We start from the raw sequence: 18,814 nt of genomic DNA, 5'->3' as shown, positions 1-18,814 counted from the left end.
CCCTCGTTCGTGAGGCGTATATAGTCGCCACCCCGACAAACTGTCAACACCGGTTTCTCAAGTTTTTGAACTTTTTACGACAGAAATTTCGGGCGGGCCTTGTCGATAGCCGGCTGCCGCAGGGGAACAGGGGATAACAGCAAGAGGAGGACACGAAGGAGCCCTATTGCCGCCGCATTGCCGTTCGACACCAAGGCCAACAAAGAGGCGCGAGCACAGCCGTGCAATGGCCTCTTTTACGAGCCTCGTAAGGAAGCGCGCGGCAAGCCTTATAGATGAAGGCACGCCGCCCGCCTTCCACAGTGCTCTATAAGAGAAGTGCACGAGGGGAATTCGACCGGGGCCTGAGGCTTCGTTGACTTAACCTGCCGTGACAGGCAAATGTCATGGCCACAACAAAAGCGACAAGCCGTTCCGCCCGGGGAAGAAGCAGCCTTTCTGGATGCCAGATACGGAAGATGTCATAGCCGAACTCGGCAATGAGCCGCCGCTTATCGCGGACGGCCGCAGCGGCCCGCCCGATCGGCGTGAGGTTTCTGCGCGCTGGCTGTCGGGAACATTTCTCACTGGCGTGACCTCGAGCGTGCTGATGGGCGTCGCGCTGTTTGCCGCCCTCGACGGGCGCCAGCAACTGGCGACACCACCCGAAATCGCGGAACTAATCGGACTTGCCAGCAATGGCGATTCCGGCGAAGTGGCCAAGACCACTAGGCTGGTGGCGCCGCGCCAGATTGCCAAGGCCAAGGACCGTCGTCGCATGGAAGTGTCGATGGTCACCAAGGTGGGCGACCGCGACGTCATCCACACCATGCCTTTCGTACAGATCAAGATGGCACTCGCAGCCGGCCACACGACCAGCCGGGCCTACCCGCCTTTCGACCCGATGCAAGTGTTCGGCGACGACGGCGACGATGCATCGGCGCAGCCGGCGACGGCCTCGGCCGCTTCCGGCCAGATCTACGGCGCCAAGGTCGAAAGCGAAATGAGCCTGAAGACGGTCGATTTCCCGATCGAGACGGCTTCCTTCGACGAAAAGAGCGACCTGTCAGCCGACGAAGTTGAAAAGGTGGTACGCGAAGCCGGCACCGACCTCAGCGACGGCGCCGTGCAGGTGGCTTCACTCCATTATGTCGATCCGCAGCGATTCGGCGAAGCCTTTGCCGAGAGCATGGCCGGCTCGTATGACGTGAAGATCGTGCCGGAAAACGTCTCGGTGTCGCCGCGTGCGAACGCTGACGACCAAGCGCCGGCTTTCGCCGAGGAAATCATCCCCTTCACCAAGGACACCGACCTCACCGAGGCCTTTGCCGATTCGGGCTATACGGGCGACGATGCCACCGGAATGGCCGAAGCGATCGCCAAGCTGCTCAACGCCCCGGCGCTCAAGGCAGGAACCGTGCTGCGCGTCGGTCTCGAGGTTCACGGCGATGCCGCCAAGGTCGTGCGCACCAGTGTCTACGACAAGACCACGCATATCGTCACCATCGCGCTCGACGATCGCGGCCAGTACGTGCCGGCGCAGGAGCCGGAGCCCAATCCCGAATTGTTGACGGCATTCGACGATTCATCGGCGCCGGTGGTGGTGCGCGGCAATCTGCCCAACGTCTATGACGGCATCTACCGCACCGCCTATTCCTATGGCATGTCCAAGGCGATGACCCAGCGGCTGATCAAGCTGCTGGCGTCTGGCGTCGACTTCCAGTCGCGACTCAATCCGTCGGATCGCCTCGAAGTGTTGTTCTCGCAGCCTGATGGCGACGACCAGACGTCGGACAATTCCGAACTTCTCTATGTCTCGGCAACCTTTGGCGGCACGACGCGCAATTTCTACCGCTTCCAGATGCAGGACGGCAGCATCGACTATTTCGACCAGGATGGATCGAGCGCCCAGCAGTTTCTACTGCGCAACCCACTGCCCAACGGGAGATTCACCTCCGGCTTTGGTGCCCGCAAGCATCCTATCCTAGGCTATGTCCGCATGCACACAGGCACCGATTGGGCTGCCCCGATCGGATCGCCAATCATCGCCGCCGGCAATGGCGTCGTCGAGAAGGCGGGCTGGGCCGGCGGCTATGGCAAGCAGATCATCCTGCGCCATGCCAACGGCTACGAGACCTCCTACAATCACCAGAGCGCCTTTGCCAAAGGTATTGAGCCGGGCGTTCGGGTTCGCCAGGGCCAGGTCATTGGTTATCTCGGCCAGACCGGTCTCTCCACCGGTCCGCATCTGCACTACGAGTTGATCGTCAACGGCACCAAGGTCGATTCGATGCGCGTGCGTCTGCCGGTCGGCAAGGTGCTGAAGGGCGACGATCTCGTCGCCTTCAAGCGCGAACGCGAGCGCATCGACGATCTGCTGAAACAGGAAGACGGCAATTCGCTGAAGGTCGCCAGCGCCAAGATCGAAGGCTGAGTCAATCGCGCGAATTCTCCGTTTGCGCCGGCCAGGGCGACGCTTGCCCAGGCACCGTAATCCAGGCGACGATCGCCGACAGCAGGCAAAGGAGCGCCGTGACCACGGCAACCGCCGCAAAAGCCGAATCGCCGGCGGCAACCCTTATTGCATTGATATCCGCTGCAAGCCCGGCCGGCGGCGGCTCGCCGAAACCGGGGATTCCGGACGCGTGGCCCACGCCCAGCGCATAAACCCAAGCGGCGAGCGAGCCCATCGCCGCCACCGCGATCAGGCCGCCGACGCGCGAGACGGCGTTGTTGATGCCGGACGCGGCACCCGTATCCTTATCCTCGACCGAAGTCATGATCGCTGTCGACAGCGGCGACACGACCAGCGCCATGCCAAGCCCCATCACCGCCATAAGCAGAAAGGTGCCGGTCCAGAAATTGTGGAAGCCGGCATAGGTAAACAGCGCAAGGCCGGCAAAAGCGATGGCGACGACGAGACTGCCGGCGGCGATCGGAAAGCGGGGGCCGATCCGGTCCGACCACTGCCCGACCGACCCTGACAGCAGCGCGATCAAAGCCGACAGCGGCAGGAAGATGAAACCGACCTCGGCCGAACTCAGCCCCCAGCCGGCGATCAAGAGCATCGGCAGGTAGAACAAATTGGCCGACAGCGCGAAATAGAGGAAGAAGGTCGCCAGGTTGGCGCCGGCGAAAGCCTTGACGCGAAACAGGCTGAGATCGATCATCGGCTCGCGCTGCCAGCGCTCGTAGAGGATGAAGACGACAAGCAGCATCACGCCGGCAACGATCGCCGGGCCCGACATCAGGCCGCCCCCTCGGCGCTCATCGCCGTCAGCCCGTAGGCCAGCGATCCGAAGGCCAGTGTCGCGAGCCCAGCGCCGCCGAGGTCCAGGCTGCGCTTTTCGGCTGGCTGGTCCGCCGGGATCTTGGCCAACAGCAGATAGATCGAAACCAGCCCGAGCGGCAGATTGATGGCGAAGATGGCGCGCCAGACGCCGTTGCCGAAGGTCGAAAGCACGAAACCGCCCAGCACCGGGCCAAGCGCCGTCGTCAGCGCCGAGGCCGCCGCCCAGATGCCGATCGCGCGGCCGCGTTCCTTCTTCGGATAGGCCTTGGCGATGATGGCGAGACTGCCTGGCACCATGATCGCGGCACCGATGCCCTGGAGAGCGCGAAACGCGATCAGCACGACAGCGTTCGGCGCCAGCGCACAGGCAAGCGAGGTGGCGACGAACAGGCCAATGCCGGCCACGAAGGCACGGCGCAGCCCGAACCGGTCGCCCGCGGCACCGCCGGCGAGGATCAGCGCCGAGAGCGTCAGCGCGTAGGCATTGGAAATCCACTGCGCTTCGGCCAGGCTGGCGCCAAGATCGGCGCGCAACGCCGGCATGGCGATCGCCAGGATGGAACCGTCGATGAAGCCGAGCGCCGAAGCCAGTATCGCCGCGATCAGCACGTACCTGCGCTGCGACTGCGGACAGAACGTGCCGTTCGCGACCGGAGCGGTCAGCGGAACGGCGGCTTCATTGGGCGAATGCATGCCACCCTAATTAGACCGCCGACGCGCCGGCAACAACCGGCCAGAAGCTTGTTGTCCTTGAAACCAGCCATATTGCTACGGATGGCATCTGCCCCGATGCAAACCGCCGCAGTCATGCTAGATTTCCCAAGAGCCGCAGGCGGGAGAAATCGATGAAGCGTCCACTCGAAGCATCGGTTGAGGGGCGCGGCCGTATCGTCGGTATCACCGATGGCGTGTTCGCCATCGCACTCACCCTGATCGTGCTCGAGATCAGGGTGCCGGTACATGAGGCCATCCATTCCGAACACGATCTTCTCGCCGCGGTCGCGGCACTGGCGCCCCGCTTTCTCACCTATGCCTTGAGTTTCCTGACCCTGACCATCTTCTGGTTCGGCCAGCAGGCGCAGCATGGTTTGATCGCCAAATCCGACAGACGGCTGGCCACGCTGAACCTCTGCTTTCTCGGCTTCATCGCGCTCTTGCCGTTCTCAACCGACCTTCTGGCCGACTTCCTCGAGTTCAGGACCGCGGTGCTGGTTTACTGGCTCAACCTGTTGATGCTCGGCATCACGCTGTTCGCCAGCTGGCGTTATGCGGAGAAGAGCGGCTTTGTCGCGGAGGATGTCGACGCGCAAACGAAGCGCACCGTCTACCTGCGCATCGTCAAGGCGCAGATCCTGTGGGCTGTCGGTGCCGCACTTTGCCTGATCACCCCGCTGCTGAGCGTCGGCTTCATTCTGGTGATGCAGTTGCTCTATGCGGCAACGCCGAATGTGAAGTGGGTGCGCAGGATCATTGGTTGAAATTTGGCGAAGCTGACTTGGGATGCGTTGAGATTCAGGTCAGGCCGAGTCGAAAATGGTTGATACCGAGAACCGGAGCGGAGCGTACTTTCGGGTACGTGGACACCGGACGTGCGGCCGGCATCACCTGACTATCGACATACCCTATTCGACGAACTCCACCGGCACGCCCGGCGAGACCAGCTTGGCGAGCTCCCGTGCATCCCAATTGGTCAACCGCACGCAGCCATGGCTTTCGGTCTTGCCGATCTTCGACGGCTCCGGCGTGCCGTGGATACCGTAGGTCGGCTTGTCCAGGGCGATCCACACCGATCCGACCGGACCATTGGGCCCAGGCGGAATGGTCAGGATCTTGTTGTTCTCGCCCTGCTTGAAGTTGATGTTGGGATTGTAGGTGTAGTTCGGATCGAGCGCGACACGCGACACGGCATGGATGCCGGTCGGAGACGGCGTGTCCGATGAGCCGATGGTGGCGGGATAGGCCGCGACCAGCTTGCCCGACGCGTCATAGGCGAAGACTTCCTTCTTGCCCTTGTCGGCAACGATGCGGGCAACCGGCGTCGAGACCAGTCTGCCGAAATTCGCGACCTTGATGGTCGTGCCGGGACGATTGAAGTTGACGTCGGGATTGAGCGCCTTGAGATAGTTCTCGTCCATGTGGAAGCGCTCGGCCAGCGCCTCGGCCACTGACGTATAGCCCATGCGGTCGAGCTGCGCCTTTTGGCTGTAGTCTTCCGGGATGGAGGCGACATAGGGACCGGCTGCGTCCTCCGCCGTGATGGTGTAGTTGGCGAACGCATCACCGCCGGATTGCGAGAGTGCTGACTGGATGCCGACCGCATCGGTCGATTTGAGGCTGCTGCCGTTGATCTGGTTGTAGGCCGCCAACGCCTTGTCGACATTCGAACCGAAGCGCCCGTCGATGACACCAGGCGAAGCCCCGCCCCGGTCGAGCAGCACCTGCAGTGCTGCCACATCCTGGCGTGCGCCCAGCGAAAGCGACGGATCGACCGACGTCTTGCCGCCAGCATTTGGCGGCAGTGCCGCTTGGTCGGAGGGCGCCGCCTCTTCCATCGGGACTGCCGGCTGGACGGGGTCTATCGACGCCTCGTTCAGCGGCTGGCGCTGGATGGAGTGCGGCTGCGCCCACTGCGGCGCATCAGGATAATTGTTGTCGTAGTTGCCATCGTCCTGCGGCGCCGGCGGATAGGCATCGACGGAATTGTTGCTGTCAGGATCATATTCGTCGGCTGGCGGCGGGATGACCCGTCCTTCCTCTTCCAGCTGCTTGCGGCGGAAGCGGGCCATGTCCTGGGGATCGTCGAGATAGTAGCGGTCGTCGTCGGCGGGGGCACGGCCCAGTTGACGCAGTCTTGTCTCGCGGCGTAGCGCGCGTCGGTCAAGCCGTGTCTGCGGCGGCTGGATGGCGATCACCTTGCCGGTATCTGCGTCGACGATGACGCGATTGCCCCTGGCATCGTAATAAATATCGAGATTGCCGTCCTGGGCGAGCAGAATGCCGCCGCTCCCGGCCGCGCGGACAGGCTGGGCTGCGCCGTCACGCGTCGGCGCGGCGAACGCGTTGGAAAACACCAGTCCCGCAACAAGCGCCGAAAGGGTGAAGATAGTGCGCAGCATAGTGGCGAAACTCTCCGGTCCGTATGTGCCGCCGCCCGGCATTGTCCAGTTCGGCGAACCCCTCGCCAGCAAACCAGTTACCCACCATATGGTTCCGATATGAACCGGGCATGAAGATGGCGGTTTTCCGGCGCATCGAGGAATATTGGCTAGCCTGCGCCAAGCCCCAATTCCTTGCGCGCCTGCTTCGTCAGCTTCAGGGCAACCAGGCGATGGCTCTCGCGCAGATAGTCCTTCAGCGCACCATCATCCATGCTCTGGCTTGTCTGACGCTGGATCCACTTCATGCCGCGCGAGGCAAGATAGGGTGCGGGCCGCAGGCCCGGCTGCTCCTTGAGCACGTCATAGGCGATGTCGGAGCATTTGAAGGTGACGAAGAGGTGCTGGCCCTGATCCCAGCCACCGATCGCAAACACCTTGGTCCCGACCTTCCAGACATGGGCGCCGCCCCACTGCACCACGTGGTTCGTTGCAGGCAGCGAGGCGCAGAAGCCGTTGTAATCGTCCAGCGTCAATCCTGCCCCCCACTTCTCATAGAAAACGCCGCGCATCCGGAACGGACGCGCGGCACCCCAAAGCGCGGCGCGCTTCAGATCTTTGTCTTGTGCATGTCGTTGTCCCAAAAGCGAGGTCACTTTTGGGCGACATGCGTCGATCAGGCCGCCGCCTCGGCCGCCACGATCGTCGGCTTGGAACGGAAATTCAGCCGGTCGGAACCGGCCGTGACCTTGACCGTCGAGCCGTCCAGGATCTCGCCGAGCAGGATCTTTTCCGCCAACGGATCCTGCAGTTCCTTCTGCATCACCCGCTTCAGTGGCCTCGCACCATAAGCGGGGTCATAACCCTTGGCAGCCAGCCACTCGATCGCCTCGGGATCCAGCGACAGCGTGATCTTGCGATCGGTCAGCAGGCTCTCCAGCCGCTTGAGCTGGATCTCGACGATACGGTCCATGTCCTTGCGGCGCAGCCGGTGGAACAGGATCACCTCGTCGACGCGATTGAGGAACTCCGGCCGGAACGATGCCCTGACCACGCCCATCACTTCGTCTCGCACGGCATCGACATCCTGGTCCTCGCCGAGATTGACCAGATATTCGGCGCCGAGATTGGACGTCATGATGATCAGCGTGTTGCGGAAATCGACGGTGCGGCCCTGCCCGTCGGTGAGCCGGCCGTCATCGAGCACCTGCAACAGAACGTTGAACACATCGGGATGTGCCTTTTCGATCTCGTCGAACAGCACGACCTGATAGGGCCGGCGCCGCACCGCTTCGGTCAGCGCGCCGCCTTCCTCATAGCCGACATAGCCGGGAGGCGCGCCAATCAGCCGGGCGACGGAGTGCTTCTCCATGTACTCGGACATGTCGAGGCGCACCAGCGCCGTCTCATCGTCGAACAGGAAGTTGGCCAAAGCCTTGGTGAGCTCCGTTTTGCCGACGCCGGTCGGGCCAAGGAACATGAACGAGCCGATCGGCCGGTTCGGATCCTGCAGGCCCGCACGCGCGCGCCGCACCGCCTTGGAAACCGCCTGCACCGCCTCGCCCTGGCCGACGACACGCTTGCCGATCTCGTCTTCCATGCGCAACAGCTTGTCGCGCTCGCCCTGCAGCATCTTGTCGACCGGAATGCCGGTCCAGCGCGACACGATATGGGCGACGTGGTCGGGCGTGACCACTTCCTCGACCATGCCGGCCTTGCCGTCCTGGGCCTCGGCCTCCTTCAGCTTCTTTTCCAGTTCCGGGATCTTGCCATAGGCAAGCTCCCCGGCGCGCTGGAACTCACCCTTGCGCTGGGCAATGGCAAGGTCGTTGCGCGCCTCGTCGAGCTGCTTCTTCAAGTCGGCGGCAAGCCCAAGCTTCTGCTTCTCGGCCTGCCACTTCGAAGTAATCTCGGTCGATTCCTCCTCCAGGCCGACAAGTTCCTTTTCCAGCCGGGCGAGCCGGTCCTTCGAGGCTTCGTCCGTCTCGACCTTCAGCGCTTCCCGCTCGATCTTGAGCTGCATGATGCGGCGGTCGATCTCGTCCAGCGCCTCAGGCTTGGAATCGACCTGCATCCTGAGCCGCGAGGCGGCTTCGTCGACGAGGTCGATCGCCTTGTCAGGCAGGAAGCGGTCGGCAATGTAGCGGTTGGACAGCGTCGCCGCCGCCACCAGCGCCGAATCGGAGATACGCACCTTGTGGTGCTGCTCATATTTCTCCTTCAGGCCGCGCAGGATCGAGACCGTGTCCTCCACCGTCGGCTCGTCGACGAAGACCGGCTGGAAGCGGCGGGCGAGTGCGGCATCCTTCTCGACATGCTTCCTGTATTCATCGAGCGTGGTGGCGCCGACGCAGTGCAGTTCGCCGCGCGCCAGGGCCGGTTTCAGAAGGTTCGACGCATCCATGGCGCCGTCCGCCTTGCCGGCACCGACCAGCGTGTGCATCTCGTCGATGAACAGGATGATGTTGCCACTTGCCGAGGTGACTTCGGAGAGCACGGCCTTCAGCCGCTCCTCGAACTCGCCGCGATATTTGGCGCCAGCGATCAATGCGCCCATGTCGAGCGCCATCAGCTGCTTGTCCTTCAGCGATTCCGGCACGTCGCCATTGACGATGCGCAGCGCCAGGCCTTCGGCGATCGCCGTCTTGCCGACGCCCGGCTCGCCGATCAGCACCGGGTTGTTCTTGGTGCGGCGCGACAGCACCTGGATGGTGCGGCGGATCTCGTCGTCGCGGCCGATGACCGGATCGAGCTTGCCCGCGCGTGCGTCAGCAGTGAGGTCGCGTGCATATTTCTTCAGCGCGTCATAGCCTTGTTCGGCACTCGCCGAATCGGCGGTGCGGCCCTTGCGGACGTCGTTGATGACCTGGTTCAGCGCCTGTGCGGTGACACCGGCCTTGGCCAGGATTTCGGCCGTCTTTGCCGATTTTTCCATGGCAAGCGCCTGCAGCAGCCGCTCGACGGTGACAAAGCTGTCACCGGCCTTCTTGGCCAGGTCCTCGGCGGTCGAGAACACCTTGGCCAGCGGCTGCGCCAGATAGAGCTGGCCATTGCCACCCTCCACCTTGGGCATCGCCTCGAGCGCCGTCTCGACGCCGAGCTTGACGTCGCGGACATTGCCGCCGGCACGCTCGATCAGCGACGCGGCCAGGCCCTCGTCATCGTCGACGAGGACTTTCAGAATGTGTTCGGGAGTGAATTGCTGGTGGTTCCGGGAGAGCGCCATCGTCTGCGCGGACTGGATAAAGCCGCGCACGCGCTCGGAGTATTTCTCGAGGTTCATATTTGTCTCCTTCCATCACCGGCCCGCTTTGCGGCACCGGATCAGATTGCGGTGACGGACCCGCCCATTCGAGCCGGATCCTGTTCAGGCCAGATATGGTGCACGGACCCTGGCCCCTCAAGACGTCGCGACATGGCAGGTGCATAATATTCCACGTCAGCCCAAACGAAAACGGCGGAGATTTCTCTCCGCCGTCCAATGCCTTGAAATGCCGTTCGCTCAATTGTCGATGTCGGAAACCACGGGTTCGGCACTGCCGCTGTCGACCGGAGCCGCCGCTGTCTCGCCCGCAGCCCCATTTTCGCTGCCGCCCTCGACTTGATCGGCATTGGTGCGCGGACGGCGCGGACGCCGTGGGCGGCGGGCAGCACCGCTCTCGGCGGCCGCCTCATTGAGTTCGGCCTGGGCGGCCAGACCTGCCGGTGAAAAATTCTCGAACCGTGGAACCGGCTCGGCTGCCGCGACAGTCTCGGACGGCGAAGCGGGCTCTGCCTGAACTTCTGTCTGCCCCGAGGCCTCGTTGCGCTGCTGCTGGCCGCCTTGTTCGGCTGAAGAAGCATAATCGCGCTGGCCGCTCTGGCCGTAGCCGCCGTTAGGGCGGCGATCGCGATGACGCCCGCCATTGTTGTCGCGGCCGCTATTGTTGCGCCCGCCACTGTCGCGGTTGTCACGACCGCTTTCCCGGTTCAGCGTAACTTCCGCTGGCATGCCCTCGATCACTGGCTGAGGGCCGGCGCCATGGTTGACCACCGGAATTTGCGCATCGGAACCGGCATTGCCGCTGCTATTGCCTGCCCCGCTATTGCCTGCCCCGCTGTTGACGGCCCCGCTGTTGACGGTATTGTCAAACTCGTCGCGATCCTCATCGCCGTCCTCGTCGAACTCGTCGCGCGACTGCTGGACGTTCTGGATCGGCATCTGCGCCTGCGCGGCGGCGATGATGCGGTTGTAGTGTTCGGCGTGCTGGAGATAGTTCTCCGCCATCACCCGGTCGCCGGAGCTGTGCGCGTCACGGGCAAGGGTGGCGTATTTTTCGGCGATCTGCTGAGCCGATCCACGGATTTTCACGTCCGGGCCGTTGCTCTCGTAATTGCGCGTTAGCGGATTCGGACCCTTGCGGTTGTTGTTATTGCTATTGTTATTGTTGTTCCCACCGCCGCCGCCATTGTTGTTGCGACCGCGCATGCGCCTGTTCTGCTGTTGTGGCCTCATTCGACTCTCTTCATCTTGAAATTTTCGAAAAACTCTTCACGAACGGAGGCGCTCATGCAGCCAACCGTTTCGTTTCTTCACCGGCGTTCGCCCGCATCGATTGCGTTGGCGCCACGTGTCATCCTGTTCCGGTTACATCACTTGCCGGACGATTCCCGCACGAAGCTTGGGCGTCGTTTGCGCAAGAAGGCAGCTATTTCCAAGGAAACCGAATCGCTAAGAGCACTGCCTGCTTCGTCTCATCCGGTAAGGCGACCCTAGCCGCATTCCCCGGTATTGCCAAGCGCTTTTTTTGCACTGCGTCAAGACGTTGCCCGTTGAAAAACAAGAACCCTGTCGTTTCCGCCGAGATCGCCAAACACCTCGCCGGCCGTGTAACCGGCCGCGCGAAATATATCGTTGACGTCGTTGCTTTGTGTGTGGCCGATCTCGACCGCAATCCTGCCTTCGGCTTCCAGAAACCTTGCCGCCTCGGCGGCGATGATCCTGTAGGGGTTCAGCCCATCCACGCCGCCATCCAAGGCAATACGCGGGTCGAAATCGCGGACTTCGTCCTGCAGATTTCCAATCTCTTGAGTTGGTATATAGGGAGGGTTTGCGGCAATTACATGGTACCGGCCGGAAACTTTTTCGAACCAGTCCGACTGAACCGTCGTGAACCGGCCGCCGAGCCCGAATTGCCCGGCATTGCGGGCTGCCATTGCCAGCGCGCCGGCGGAAATGTCGACACCGGTGGCGGTCGCGGTCGGCACGACGCTCAGCAGCGCCAGGGCGATCGCGCCGGTCCCGGTGCCGAGATCGAGGATGCGGCATGCCCCCTTCCGCGCGACCATTGCCTTGACGAAAGGCAGCACCGCCTCGACCAGCGTTTCGGTGTCCGGCCGCGGCTCCAGCGTCTCCGGCGACAGCGACAGGCGCAAACCGTAGAATTCGCGATAGCCGAGGATGCGATGCACCGGTTCGCCATCGGCTCGCCGTCTCAGGGCGCCGTCGATCGCGGCGATGGCGTCGCCGTCGATCTTGCGCCCGGGGTCGGCACTGGCCTGGGTGCGCGTCGTGCCGGAATAGTGCTCGACGATCAGCCGCGCATCGAGCGAGGGATCATCGATACCGGCTGCGGCAAGCCGTGTCCGCGCTTCCCGCAGCAGTGGTCCCAGCGCCTCGGGCAGATGGTCAGCCATCGAGGCCGATATCGGCCAGCAGCTTCGACTGGTGATCGGCGATCAGCGCGTCGACGATTTCGTCGAGTTCACCCATCATCACCCGGTCGAGCTTGTAGAGCGTCAGGTTGATGCGATGGTCGGTGACGCGGCCTTGCGGAAAATTGTAGGTGCGGATGCGCTCCGAGCGGTCGCCCGAACCGACCTGCGACTTGCGCGATTCGGAACGCTCCTCGTCCGCCTTGCTGCGCTCCATGTCGTAGAGCCGGGCACGCAGGATCTGCATGGCCTTGGCCCGGTTCTGGTGCTGCGACTTCTCCGCCTGAACCACCATGATGCCGGTCGGCAAATGGGTGATGCGGACCGCGGAATCGGTGGTGTTGACGTGCTGGCCGCCGGAGCCGGAGGCGCGCATGGTGTCGATGCGGATGTCCTCGGCCCTGATGTCGATGTCGACCTCTTCCGCTTCCGGCAGCACGGCGACGGTGGCGGCGGACGTGTGGATGCGCCCGCTGGCCTCGGTTGCCGGCACACGCTGGACGCGATGCACCCCGGACTCGAATTTCAGATGGGCGAACACACCCTTGCCTGAGATCGTGGCGATGATTTCCTTGAAGCCGCCGGCATCGCCGTCGCTCGCCGATACCGTTTCGAACCGCCAGCCGCGTTCGGCGGCGTAGCGCTCATACATGCGAAACAGGTCGCCGGCGAAGAGTGCTGCCTCATCGCCACCGGTGCCGGCGCGAATTTCGAGGATGGCGTTCTTGTCGTCGGCGGCATCCCTGGGCAGGAGCAGGATCTGGATGTCCTTCTGCAGCGCCTCGATGCGCTCCTCGACGCCGGGCAGATCGGCTTCGGCGAGCGCCCGCATCTCGACGTCGGTGCCCTTGTCGGCGAGCATCGCTTCGAGATCGGCCTGCTCATGCTCGGCCGAGCGCAATTCCCTGACCTTGGCCACCATCTCCTGCAACTCGGCATATTCGGATGCCATCTTCACATAGGCATCCGGCGCCGGTCCGGCCGACATCTGCGCTTCGAGCATCTCGAAACGCTTGACGACTTGATCCATACGATCGCGGGGCAAATTGACCATGATGAGGGTGCTACAACGGGATCGAGCGGTCGTCGGCGAAGGCCTGCAGCAGCGCCCGCATCGGCAGCCCTTGCGCCGGCGCCATCAGATTGTCGTCGAAGAAAGCCTCCAGCTTCTCCAGCGGCAGCTCCGTCAGCATCGCCTTGACCGGACCGATCGAAGCTGGCGACATCGAGATCGAGCGGAAACCAAGCCCGATCAGCGCCATCGCCGAGATCGGCTTGCCGGCGAGTTCACCGCACAGGGTGACGGGCGTATGATTGCGGGCGCCGGCGTCGGCGATCTGCTTGAGCACGCGCAGGAACGGCGCCGACAACGTATCGAAGCGGTTGGCCAGTTGCGTGTTGCCGCGGTCGACCGCCATGACGAACTGGAAAAGATCGTTCGACCCGACCGAGACGAAGTCGACCGCCTTCATCAGTTCGTCGAGCTGGAACAGAAGCGACGGCACTTCCAGCATGGCGCCCAGTTTGAGACTGGTCGGCAGGTGGTGGGCGAAGCGTGAGAGGTGCCGCACCTCGCGGTCGATGATTTCGCGCGCCTGGGCGATTTCGCCAAGCTCGGTCACCATCGGCAGCATCAGCTTGAGCTCACGCCCGCCGCTGGCCTTGAGCAAGGCGCGTATCTGTGTGCGCAGCAAGCCCGGCCGGTCGAGCGTCAGGCGGATTGCCCGCCAGCCGAGTGCCGGATTCTCTTCCTGGATCGCACCCTTGAAGTAGGGCAGCACCTTGTCGCCACCAATGTCGATGGTGCGGAAGGTGACCGGCTTGCCGCGTGCGGCCTCGAGCACGTCGCGATAGAGCTTTTCCTGGGCTTCGGCGCGTGGAAAGGTCGAGGCGACCATGAACTGCAGTTCCGTGCGAAACAAGCCAATGCCGGCAGCGCCCGCCTCCGCTAACTGCGGCAGGTCGACGGCTAGCCCGGCATTCATCAGCAGGTCGACCTGGACACCGTCCCTGGTCGTCGATGGCTTCTTGCGCAGCTCGCGGTAGACCTCCTGCCGGCGCGCCCGGAACCGCACTTTTTCGGCATAGGCGGCTTCGAGATCGGATTGCGGCCGCAGATGGATCGCGCCTTCCTCGCCGTCGACGATGATGGCATCGCCGTTTTCCGCCATGGAAACGGCGCCCTTCATCTGGCCGGCGACGGGAATGCCCATGGCCCGCGCGACGATGACGACGTGGCTGGTCGCCGCGCCATCCTCGAGCACGAGGCCACGCAGCTTGTCGCGGGGATAGTCGAGCAGTTCAGCCGCGCCCATCGAGCGGGCGACGATGATGGCGTCCTTCGGCAGCGAGGCCGCGACATCCTCGGGCCCACGTCCCATCAGCTGGCGCAACAGCCGGTTGGCGAGATCGTCGAAATCGCTCATCCGCTCACGCAGATAAGGATCGGTCATGTGCAGCATGCGGGCGCGCATGTCGCTCTGAACTTTTTCCACCGCCGCTTCCGCTGTCAGGCCGTTGCGGACCGCCTCTTCCAGCCGCCGGACCCAGCCGCGGTCGTTGGCGAACATGCGGTAGGCTTCCAGCACCTGGCGATGCTCGCCCTCGAACGCGACATCGCGGCGCTCCAGCATGTCGTCGATCGAGAGCCTGAGCGAACCGAGCGAGGCTTCGAGCCGCCGGACCTCTTCCTCGCTGTCCTCATTGAACAAATTGGTGACGACGATGCGCGGCTCATGCAGCACGACATGGCCAAGCCCGACGCCGTCGTTGAAGGACAGGCCGGTGAAGCTGACAGGCCGGCGCAGGTCGAGTTCGAGACCAGGCCGGGTCAGCCGCGCCAGATCGCCGGTGGCGATCATCTCGGCGATGACCATGGCCGTGGTTTCCAGCGCCTCGACCTCGTCGTCGCGGTAGTGGCGCATGGTCTTGTTCTGCACAACCAGGACGCCCAGCGTGCGCCCTGCCCGCAGCACCGGGACGCCGAGGAAGGAATTGTAGATCTCCTCCCCAGTCTCCGGCAGGTAGGCGAAGGCCGGGTGTTCCTGCGCGTTGGACAGGTTGAGCGGCCTGGCACTCGCCGCGATCGTGCCGACCAGGCCTTGCCCCAGCCGCAACTGCGCCAGGTGGACGGCGTTCGGGTTCAGACCTTCGGTGGCGTAGAGTTCGAGCACCGAATCGGCGCGCAGCACATAGAGCGAGCAGACTTCGGCAACCATGTTGGAGGCGATGTCGCGCACGATCCGGTCAAGCCGCTCCTGCGGCTCCAGCGGCTCCTGCATGAGCTCGCGGAGCCGTTTCAGCAAAACGCGCGGGCCGCTGGCCTGGTCACGCATCGCGGCTTCTTCTCCAATGAAACACTTGCCGGCGCAGTTTCCGCCGCGGCCGGCATGCACGCAACAACTGATTCAGTCTTGCTACTGCTTATCCAGACCGTAGACGGAATGCAAAGTGCGAACCGCAAGTTCCGTATACGGACCGTCGATCAGTATCGAAATCTTGATCTCGGAGGTGGTGATGGCGCGGATGTTGATCGCCTTGTCGGCCAGAGCCTTGAAGGCGGTGGCGGCAACACCTGCATGGCTCCTCATGCCGATGCCGATGACCGAAACCTTCGACATGCCGGCTTCCGACTGCACGACATCATAGCCGATCTCGGCTTTCAGCCGGTCGAGCACGGCCAGCGCCTTGTCGACATCGCCCGACGGCACGGTGAAGGTCATGTCGGTCAGCTTGCCGTCCTCGGAGATGTTCTGGACGATCATGTCGACATTGATGTTGGCTTCGGCCAGGGGACCGAAGATGCCGGCGGCGACGCCTGGCCGGTCGCCGACACGGCGCAGCGAAATCTGCGCTTCGTCCTTGGCGTAGGCAATTCCGGTGACGACCTGCTGTTCCACGATCTCTTCCTCGTCGCAAATGAGCGTTCCCGGAGGATTGAGCAAATCCCCCATTCCGGGCGCATCGGGATCGTCGAAGGACGATCGCACGAAGGTACGCACCCTGTGCACCATGGCAAGCTCGACCGAACGCACCTGCAGAACCTTGGCGCCGAGCGAGGCCATTTCAAGCATTTCCTCGAACGATATCTTGGCCAGCCGCCGCGCCTTGGGCTCGATGCGCGGATCGGTGGTGTAGACCCCGTCGACGTCGGTGTAGATGTCGCAGCGGTCGGCCTTGACCGCGGCGGCGATCGCCACGGCGCTGGTGTCGGAGCCGCCGCGGCCAAGCGTTGCGATGCGGTTGTCCGGCCCGATGCCCTGGAAACCGGCGATGACAGCCACCTGCCCCTCGCCGAAGCGCTTGACAAGGAAGGCTCCGTCGATGTCGAGAATGCGCGCCGCGCCATGCGCGTTGTCGGTCTTGATCGGGATCTGCCAGCCTTGCCAGGAGCGCGCATGCACGCCCATGTTCTGCAAGGTGATGGCAAGCAGGCCGGCCGTGACCTGTTCGCCGGAAGCGACGACCGCGTCATATTCGCGTGCGTCGTGCATCGGCGAGGCTTCGCGCGTCCAACCGACCAGTTCATTGGTCTTGCCGGCCATCGCCGAAACCACCACCGCCACCTCGTGGCCGGCATCGACTTCGCGTTTGACGTGACGCGCCACATTGCGGATGCGGGCGATGTCGGCGACGGAGGTTCCGCCGAATTTCATCACGATACGCGCCATGGAAGCGAAATGCCTTTGACTGGAGCCGGCCCGAGGCCGAAAACGGAAGAAAAGCGCCCGGCTGGCGCCGGCCGCTCAATGCGCGGCCTCCTTAACCAAATGAGCAAGGTTTCGCAAGGCTGACGGCGGATTGCGTAACAACACGACATATTGCCTTCCAGGCCGGTGCCGCTTACCAAATGCTGCCCGCGGGAATTCCTCTTGGTTCGGCATAACAGATGATTGCTCGTCTTCGGCGCACCATGCGACTGCAATCGCTCCCGATTATCGCCGGCTTCGCCGCGCTGGCGCTGATCGTCGGCGCCCGTGCCGTGCTCGTCGAGAGCCAGAGGGCCAATCGTGCCGCCGCGCGCGAGACAATCGAATACCAGGAGCAGCTTTCCGGGCTGCTTTCACTGGCGCAAGACGCCGAGAGTGGTCAGCGCGGCTACCTGCTGACAGGTGAAAAATCCTATCTGGAGCCTTATCGGAAGGCCATCGAGGCAATTCCTGGACAACTGGCGCGGATCGAGAGCGCGGCCGCTCCCGATGATCAGATCATCCAGCAGATCAGCCACATCAAGGCAGCGCTTTCGCAACAGCAGGCCGAACTGGCCGAGACCATAGCTCTCTACGATCGAGGCGACGCGGCAAAGGCCCTGCAACTGGTCCGCGGCGGCCAGGGCAAGTCAGCCATGGACGAAATCCGCGCCAGCATGGATACGATCCGGCGTATCGGCGCGGCCGCGGTGGCCGCGCGCGACGAGCATACCGATCGGGTCGAGGCCTGGTTGCGCATCGGCTCGCTGGCTGCGTTGCTGGGGATTTTCCTGCTTGGTGTCTACACTATCCGTCAATCCCGCCGCCGCTTCCGCGAGGTGCTCGTCGCCCAGGAAGAGCTGATGCGCAAGAACATCGAGCTCGGCAATGAGATCCAGACGCGTGAAAATGCCGAATCCCAGATACGCCAGATGCAGAAGATGGAAGCCGTCGGGCAGTTGACCGGTGGGATCGCCCACGACTTCAACAACATGCTGGCGGTCATCCTCAGCGCCATGAACCTTGCCCAGCGCAAGCTGAAGCGGGGCGAACATGACATTGAAAAGCTCGTCGAGGCCGCGACGGACGCGGCCAGCCGTGCGGCCAATCTGACCTCCCGCCTGCTTGCCTTCTCCCGTCTGCAGCCTCTGGCGCCGCAGGTTGTCGACACCAACCGGCTGTTGACCGGCATGTCCGATCTTCTGCGCCGTGCCCTGGGTGAAGGCATCCGCATCGAAACCGTGCTGGCGGGCGGCCTGTGGAAAATCCACGCCGATCCCAACCAGCTCGAGAACGCGATCCTCAATCTGGCCGTCAATGCCCGCGATGCCATGGACAATGACGGCAAGCTGACCATCGAGACCGTCAACAGCCACCTCGACGAGGCCTATGCATCGACGCACGCTGACGTCGCGCCTGGCCAATACGTGATGATCGCGGTTACCGACACCGGTGCGGGCATGTCGCCCGAGATCATCACCAGGGCCTTCGAGCCCTTCTTCACGACCAAGCCGGTCAACAAGGGCACGGGGCTTGGGCTGAGCCAGGTGTTCGGCTTCGTCAAACAGTCGGGCGGCCACGTCAAGATCTACTCGGAGCCCGGCGAAGGCACGACGATCAAGATCTATCTGCCCCGACTTTTCGGACCTGAGGAGCCGGCGGTTCCAGCCGGGCGCGACAAGGGCGCCGCCACGGTCACCGAGACGATCCTCGTCGTCGAGGACGACGCCCGCGTGCGGGCTTCCACGACGGACGTCATGCGCGAACTCGGCTACACCGTCATCCACGCGGCAGGCGGACAGGAGGCCCTTCAGAAGCTCGCCGCGACACCCGGCATCGCCCTGCTTTTCACCGACATCGTCATGCCGGTGATAAACGGCCGCAAGCTCGCCGAGGAAGCGCTCGCGCGCCAGCCCGGGCTGAAAGTCGTCTTCACCACCGGCTTCACAAGGAACGCCGTGATACACAACGGCGTGCTCGACCATGACGTGCACTTCCTGGCCAAGCCGTTCACCATCGATCAACTGGCAGCGAAGCTGCGCGACGTGCTGGACACGAAATAGGCG

The 18,814-nt window shown here is 63.4% G+C and carries 11 protein-coding genes and 1 pseudogene; 3 read left to right on the top strand and 9 right to left on the bottom strand.

Annotation, left to right across the window (positions count from 1 at the left end; all coding sequences use genetic code 11):
• Nucleotides 1-442 precede the first annotated feature (442 nt).
• Entirely contained in the window at nt 443-2,413 is a 1,971-nt protein-coding gene (locus O7A60_RS05130; RefSeq protein ID WP_337105324.1) for a M23 family metallopeptidase, read from the top strand.
• A 1-nt stretch (nt 2,414) separates the two neighbouring features.
• Here O7A60_RS05130 and O7A60_RS05125 read toward each other — a convergent pair.
• Nucleotides 2,415-3,964 (bottom strand): annotated as a pseudogene (locus O7A60_RS05125) (MFS transporter).
• Nucleotides 3,965-4,116: 152 nt separating this feature from the next.
• Here O7A60_RS05125 and O7A60_RS05120 point away from each other — a divergent pair.
• Complete coding sequence (locus O7A60_RS05120; RefSeq protein ID WP_337105323.1) at nt 4,117-4,749, top strand: TMEM175 family protein; 633 nt, start codon at nt 4,117-4,119, stop codon at nt 4,747-4,749.
• 144 nt (nt 4,750-4,893) lie between these two features.
• Here the strand turns inward: O7A60_RS05120 and O7A60_RS05115 are convergent, their stop codons facing one another.
• The 8 genes from O7A60_RS05115 to O7A60_RS05080 form a co-directional block, all read right to left on the bottom strand.
• Entirely contained in the window at nt 4,894-6,387 is a 1,494-nt protein-coding gene (locus O7A60_RS05115) for a L,D-transpeptidase family protein (RefSeq protein WP_337105322.1), read from the bottom strand.
• Nucleotides 6,388-6,536: 149 nt separating this feature from the next.
• On the bottom strand, nt 6,537-6,902 hold the full coding sequence (locus O7A60_RS05110; protein WP_337105321.1) for an MmcQ/YjbR family DNA-binding protein: 366 nt from the start codon (nt 6,900-6,902) through the stop codon (nt 6,537-6,539).
• 140 nt (nt 6,903-7,042) lie between these two features.
• Nucleotides 7,043-9,649, bottom strand: coding sequence for an ATP-dependent chaperone ClpB (gene clpB, locus O7A60_RS05105; protein ID WP_337105320.1), 2,607 nt, complete (start codon nt 9,647-9,649; stop codon nt 7,043-7,045).
• Nucleotides 9,650-9,868: 219 nt separating this feature from the next.
• Nucleotides 9,869-10,861 carry a DUF4167 domain-containing protein gene (locus O7A60_RS05100; protein WP_337105319.1) on the bottom strand — a complete coding sequence of 331 codons (993 nt, stop codon included), beginning with the start codon at nt 10,859-10,861 and terminating at the stop codon, nt 9,869-9,871.
• A 302-nt stretch (nt 10,862-11,163) separates the two neighbouring features.
• The gene (gene prmC, locus O7A60_RS05095; RefSeq protein WP_337105318.1) at nt 11,164-12,042 is read right to left on the bottom strand and encodes a peptide chain release factor N(5)-glutamine methyltransferase; all 879 of its coding nucleotides are present in this window, start codon (nt 12,040-12,042) and stop codon (nt 11,164-11,166) included.
• Nucleotides 12,035-13,114, bottom strand: a complete 1,080-nt coding sequence (gene prfA / locus O7A60_RS05090) for a peptide chain release factor 1 (protein ID WP_027143423.1) — start codon at nt 13,112-13,114, stop codon at nt 12,035-12,037. The genes prmC and prfA overlap by 8 nt, the downstream gene beginning before the upstream one ends.
• Nucleotides 13,115-13,124: 10 nt before the next feature.
• Nucleotides 13,125-15,395 (bottom strand): phosphoenolpyruvate--protein phosphotransferase, encoded by a 2,271-nt coding sequence (ptsP, locus tag O7A60_RS05085; protein WP_337105317.1) that lies wholly within the window; start codon nt 15,393-15,395, stop codon nt 13,125-13,127.
• Nucleotides 15,396-15,476: 81 nt separating this feature from the next.
• A complete protein-coding gene (locus O7A60_RS05080) occupies nt 15,477-16,730 on the bottom strand; it encodes an aspartate kinase (protein ID WP_015315600.1) in 1,254 nt (417 codons plus the stop codon).
• A 242-nt stretch (nt 16,731-16,972) separates the two neighbouring features.
• Between O7A60_RS05080 and O7A60_RS05075 the strand changes: the two genes are divergently transcribed.
• Complete coding sequence (locus O7A60_RS05075; RefSeq protein WP_337105555.1) at nt 16,973-18,811, top strand: CHASE3 domain-containing protein; 1,839 nt, start codon at nt 16,973-16,975, stop codon at nt 18,809-18,811.
• Nucleotides 18,812-18,814 lie beyond the last annotated feature (3 nt).

It is taken from the genome of Mesorhizobium salmacidum (SeqCode) (assembly GCF_037179605.1).
Taxonomy (GTDB): Bacteria; Pseudomonadota; Alphaproteobacteria; order Rhizobiales; family Rhizobiaceae; genus Mesorhizobium; species Mesorhizobium salmacidum.
This window is presented reverse-complemented; position numbering and strand designations above follow the sequence as displayed.

Excerpts from the sequence above, each read along its gene's own strand:
- prfA (WP_027143423.1), bottom strand. The coding sequence starts at position 13,114 with ATGGTCAATTTGCCCCGCGATCGTATGGATCAAGTCGTCAAGCGTTTC.
- clpB (WP_337105320.1), bottom strand. The coding sequence starts at position 9,649 with ATGAACCTCGAGAAATACTCCGAGCGCGTGCGCGGCTTTATCCAGTCC.
- O7A60_RS05130 (WP_337105324.1), top strand. The coding sequence starts at position 443 with ATGCCAGATACGGAAGATGTCATAGCCGAACTCGGCAATGAGCCGCCG.
- O7A60_RS05080 (WP_015315600.1), bottom strand. The coding sequence starts at position 16,730 with ATGGCGCGTATCGTGATGAAATTCGGCGGAACCTCCGTCGCCGACATC.
- ptsP (WP_337105317.1), bottom strand. The coding sequence starts at position 15,395 with ATGCGTGACCAGGCCAGCGGCCCGCGCGTTTTGCTGAAACGGCTCCGC.
- O7A60_RS05115 (WP_337105322.1), bottom strand. The coding sequence starts at position 6,387 with ATGCTGCGCACTATCTTCACCCTTTCGGCGCTTGTTGCGGGACTGGTG.
- O7A60_RS05100 (WP_337105319.1), bottom strand. The coding sequence starts at position 10,861 with ATGAGGCCACAACAGCAGAACAGGCGCATGCGCGGTCGCAACAACAAT.
- O7A60_RS05075 (WP_337105555.1), top strand. The coding sequence starts at position 16,973 with ATGCGACTGCAATCGCTCCCGATTATCGCCGGCTTCGCCGCGCTGGCG.
- O7A60_RS05120 (WP_337105323.1), top strand. The coding sequence starts at position 4,117 with ATGAAGCGTCCACTCGAAGCATCGGTTGAGGGGCGCGGCCGTATCGTC.
- prmC (WP_337105318.1), bottom strand. The coding sequence starts at position 12,042 with ATGGCTGACCATCTGCCCGAGGCGCTGGGACCACTGCTGCGGGAAGCG.